This window comes from Desulfobotulus sp. (genome assembly GCF_034006065.1).
In the GTDB taxonomy this organism is placed as follows: Bacteria; Desulfobacterota; Desulfobacteria; order Desulfobacterales; family ASO4-4; genus Desulfobotulus.
In genome coordinates, this window is sequence record NZ_JAVETM010000092.1 from 1 (window position 1) to 4477 (window position 4477).

General features: G+C 56.0%; 5 protein-coding genes. 2 read left to right on the forward strand and 3 right to left on the reverse strand.

Annotation, left to right across the window (positions count from 1 at the left end; all coding sequences use genetic code 11):
* Nucleotides 1-1241 (reverse strand): Na/Pi cotransporter family protein (locus tag RBR60_RS16195; RefSeq protein ID WP_320358721.1); only part of this gene is annotated, 1241 nt, incomplete at its 3' end.
* A gap of 271 nt (nucleotides 1242-1512) precedes the next feature.
* Between RBR60_RS16195 and RBR60_RS16200 the strand changes: the two genes are divergently transcribed.
* Together RBR60_RS16200 and RBR60_RS16205 are read left to right on the forward strand one after the other, a co-directional pair.
* Complete coding sequence (locus tag RBR60_RS16200; RefSeq protein WP_320358723.1) at nucleotides 1513-2436, forward strand: EamA family transporter; 924 nt, start codon at nucleotides 1513-1515, stop codon at nucleotides 2434-2436.
* On the forward strand, nucleotides 2433-3590 hold the full coding sequence (locus RBR60_RS16205; protein ID WP_320358725.1) for a hypothetical protein: 1158 nt from the start codon (nucleotides 2433-2435) through the stop codon (nucleotides 3588-3590). The genes RBR60_RS16200 and RBR60_RS16205 overlap by 4 nt, the downstream gene beginning before the upstream one ends.
* A 60-nt stretch (nucleotides 3591-3650) precedes the next feature.
* Here the strand turns inward: RBR60_RS16205 and RBR60_RS16210 are convergent, their stop codons facing one another.
* A complete protein-coding gene (locus tag RBR60_RS16210; RefSeq protein WP_320354924.1) occupies nucleotides 3651-4028 on the reverse strand; it encodes a hypothetical protein in 378 nt (125 codons plus the stop codon).
* Between the two features lie 203 nt (nucleotides 4029-4231).
* Nucleotides 4232-4477: transporter associated domain-containing protein (locus tag RBR60_RS16215; RefSeq protein WP_320358727.1), on the reverse strand; the 246-nt coding region annotated here is incomplete at its 5' end.

The window sequence follows — 4477 nt, forward strand, 5'->3', positions numbered from 1 at the left end:
GGTTTTCTGCTGACAAACAGCAGGCCCGCATCCCTCACCATCACCTCCAGAAGCCCGGCCATTCGCGCAATCTCCTGCCTGGCCATTTCCATGGCCACATCCGGCGCAACAATCTTTGCATTCTGCAGAGGGCTTGAAAACGCGGGCAAAGGATCCTTTTCCTTTTTATCCGGAACCAGAATGAGAAGAAGTCTTGCAAAGGCTCCGGTGAAGGGCAGAAACAAAAAAGCCAGTCCGATATTAAAAAAGGTATGGACATTGGCCACCTGACGGGCCATCCCCCCGCCTGCGGCAGCCACCGCATCGGCGAAAAATCCCAGGAAAGGGAGACAGATCAGAACCCCTGCTATCTTGAATACCGCATGGGCGGCGGCCACCCGTTTGGCCTCACGCCCACCGGCAAGTCCTGCGAGAATGGCGGTTACGCAGGTACCGATATTGGATCCCAGAATAATGGGCAAGGCCGCATCCAGACCCACCAGCCCCTGCTCCCCAAGGACAATGAGAATCCCCACAATGGCGCCGCTGCTCTGGATAAGCGCCGTGACCACAATTCCAGCAAGGATACCCAGCATGGGTTTCGAAAGCGTCTGAAGAAAATGCAGGGTCATGGGGTCTGAACGCAAGGGGATCATGGCGTCGCTCATGAGCTTCATGCCATAAAAAAGAATGCCGAACCCAAGAAAAATCAGCCCTGCATTTTTCAGCTTTTCTGTTTTTCCCAAAAGCTTCAGTAAAAAACCCAAAGCCACCATGATGAGGGCATAATCTGTCACCTTGAATGCAATGAGCTGGGCTGTGGCCGTGGATCCAATGCCCGACCCCAGGATAATGCCCAGGGTCTGGGGAAAACGGAGAAGCTCTGACTGCACAAGCCCCACCAGCATCACGCTGGTGGCGCTGGAAGACTGCACCATCATGGTGACAAAAGCCCCTACCCCAAGGGCCCGGAAACGGCTTCGGGTCATCCGCGCAAGGCTTTCGCGCATGCGACTGCCCGCAGCCCGCTTCATCCCCTCGCTCATCAGCTCCATGCCATAGAGAAAAAAAGCAATACCCCCGAAAAGCCCGAGGAGTATGGCCCCCCAAGCGAGCGTGCTTTCTTCTTCCGCCCCGTCCATGGCCCAGCCCGGTATGACCCAAAGCCCCAACATCAGCACAGCACCGATCCATGGCAGTATCCGCCTTGGGGCGCCCATGGGAACATCCGATTTTTTTCCTGAAAAACCAAGAAAATCCACGAAAAAAACCTTTCTTCATAAAAAACAAAAAAGAGTGAGAGTCCAAAAACGGCTCCACAGATAAGCACAGATAAATGGATATGGAAAAAGAAAAAATACCCCCGCCTGCTCCCCAGGAAGGATTCTCCTGTGTTCTCCGGTTTTTCTGTGCTAAAGGGCCTCAGGAATGCAGCCGCCGGGAATCCGGAGCCTTGCCAATGTACTCCCGCCAGTTCCCTGCAAGTGTCCCTGTTGTGTTTTGTTGGATCGCCTATTTGTGAAAGGAAGCACCATGCGTGTGGAAAACACCCCCCAGATCCAGGGATTTTTCGCCGTCATCCTTGCCGCACTCCTGTGGGCCGCGTCGGGCTCTTCAGCCAAGTATCTGTTCAATGCCGGGCTTTCTCCCTTTGACCTTGTACAGATACGCCTCACCATCGCCACTGCCTGCATCGGCCTTCTCCTGGCCTTCCGCGCCCCTGAAAAATTACGCATCCCCCTCAAAAGCCTGCCGGGCTATCTTTTTCTCGGCATCTGCGGCATGGCGGCCATGCAGGCCACCTACCTGCTGGCCATCAGCCGCATCCAGGTGGCTGCCGCCATTCTCCTCCAATATCTTGCTCCGGCCTTCATCGCTCTCTGGCAGATCTGCTTTCAGGGGCATCGATTGACCCTGCGTACCCTCATCGCCCTCTGCGCCGCCCTCACCGGATGCGCCCTGGTCCTTGACCTGCCTGCCATGCAGTGGCGCTCCATGGATCTTACGGGCATTCTCGCAGGCCTTGCCGCAGCCCTCTCCTTTGCTCTCTACTCCCTGGCCGGTGAAGCCCGCATGCAAAAAGAGGCTCCGGAAACCGTTGTTTTTTACGCCATGCTCATTGCCTGCATTTTATGGCACATCCTCCTGCCGCCTTTTTCCGGGTTCGCAGCCCTGGGCAATCAGGACGCATCCTGGATCCTCGCCATGGCCATCGGCAGCCTGGGCACAGCTCTTCCCTTTTTTCTCTATCTCTATGGCATCCGCTGCATCGGTGCCGCTCCAGCAAGCATCACCGGCACCCTGGAGCCGGTTTTTGCAGGGTTTCTCTGCTTCTTTTTTCTCTCCGAAATCCTCAACATCTTCCAGATGACCGGGGCTACGTTTGTCATAAGCGCCATCATCCTTCTGCAGCTTCCTGAAAAACACCCCAGACACAGGAAAGTTTCCCCATCATGAGGCGTACCCGTCTCCACAAACAAATCCGCAGACAGCTTTTTGACAGCCCCCAGGAAATCTTTGTCATCTGTACGCCGGGCTTTGAAACCGAGTGCGCCGCAGAAATCCGCGCCCTTTTTCCCCAGATCCGGGAGCCTGGCGTGGAAACCGGCGGTATCCGCCTCACAGCCGAGCTGGACCTGATCCCCCGACTCAATCGCAGCCTCCGCACAGCCTCCCGCATCCTCCTGCGCATGGCCCGATTTACGGCAAGGGATTTTTACCAGCTGGAAAAGGCTGCGGCCGACATTCCATGGTCCCTTTATTTTCCAGAAGGGGCACCTCCGGAAATACGGGTAAGCTGCCACCACTGCCGTCTCTACCATACCGAAGCCATCGCCCAACGCATCCGGGACGCCTTTTCCGGCAGGCCCCCATCCCCCATGGTGCCCCCCCTGCCCGAATCCCCACTGCCCTCCCTTTTCGTCCGTGGAGAAAACGACCGATTCACCCTTTCCGTGGACAGCACTGGCCCCCTTTTATATTTCAGAGGACTGAAAACCCAGGGCAGCAGGGCTCCTCTCCGGGAAACCCTTGCCGCAGCCATCCTCTTGGCCTTAAGCTACGATCCCAAAAGAAGTCTTGTGGATCCCATGTGCGGCTCCGGAACCTTTTCCATAGAAGCTGCCCTCATGGCTGCGGATGTGGCTCCCGGATCCTTCCGGCGTTTTGCCTGGGAAAACTGGCCGGCCTTTCTTCTCCACAAACAAAAAGAGGAAACCCCGCAAGGCTTCCTCCCTTTTCCGCTTCCCTCTATTTTTGCCAGTGACGCAGATCCTGTGGCGGCGTCTCAACTGAAAAAGCAATGCCAGGGGCATCCCCTCTTACAGCACATTCAGGTACAAACCGCTGACTTTTTCTCCCTCAGCCCTCCTCTGGGCCCGCCTGGCCTCATCGTACTCAATCCACCCTATGGGCTGCGCATGCAGAAAAAAACCGAAGCCGACGCCCTGGCAAAAAACCTGGGCCCACAGCTTTCAGCAGAGTGGCGAGGATGGAAGGCTGGAATCATACTGCCCCAAGACACCGCTTTTTCTCCCCCCAAAGGCCTCCGGATCCGAGCCTTCCGCCACGGTGGTCTTGCCATGCATCTTTTCTCCGGGCTTCTTCTCTGACACGCCACAAAGCCAAGGCTGGATCAGGGAAGATCCCTGGAAAAACCATCTTTTTTATGCTCAGGCCTGTTCTTCCAGGGCTGCCAACAGGTTTTCGGCTTCCTCGGGACTGCGCACAAGATCCGTGGGGTAGCCCGCCTCAAGGCTTCCTGTTTCAAACTGCACATGCTCCGGAAGAGCCTGACGCCGCTCAATCCGGATGGCTCGGACAATACCCGCCCTTTTCAGGCAACGCTGTACCTGGAGGATCACTTCTTCTCCGGAGTCGCCCACACGCCGATACTGCCGCAGATCTGTCACACAGGTGAAACCCGGCGAAAGCTGGGGCAGGATATCCTCAATCTCCGTAAGAAGATTCAGAATTTCTCCGTGGGACTCCAGAATGCCGATGGTGATGTACAACCGATTTTTTTCTACATCCGCTCGAATGGAAAACATGGCAGCACCGCATGTCGTGGTTGAAAAAGGATAGGGACGCTAAAAAAATCCCACGCTTTTTTCTTACCCTATTGCATCGCACAAAACAAGGTTCATTTTGAAAGAATTTGTTTCAGACGCATGAACAACAAACCAGGCCCGGCAAGGCAGGCTTCCGGCCCCATGCGGCCTTCGGGATCTTTTGTGCAGGACACCTCCGCCAGTCAGTCTTTGCGGACCTCCACCTCGCTCAGTCCCGGAGGCGCATACCTGACCCGCAGACGCAGGATACGGTTGCCGTCCATGGTAAGAACCGTAATCACATAAGACGCGATGACAAAGGTCTGATCCTCCATGGGAATGCGGCCGATATGGTGGAGGAGAAATCCAGAGAGGGTATCATAGTCCGGAGATTCCGGCAGGGCTTCCGGGAATACCCGGTTGGCATCCTCCACCGCAATCTTGCCCAG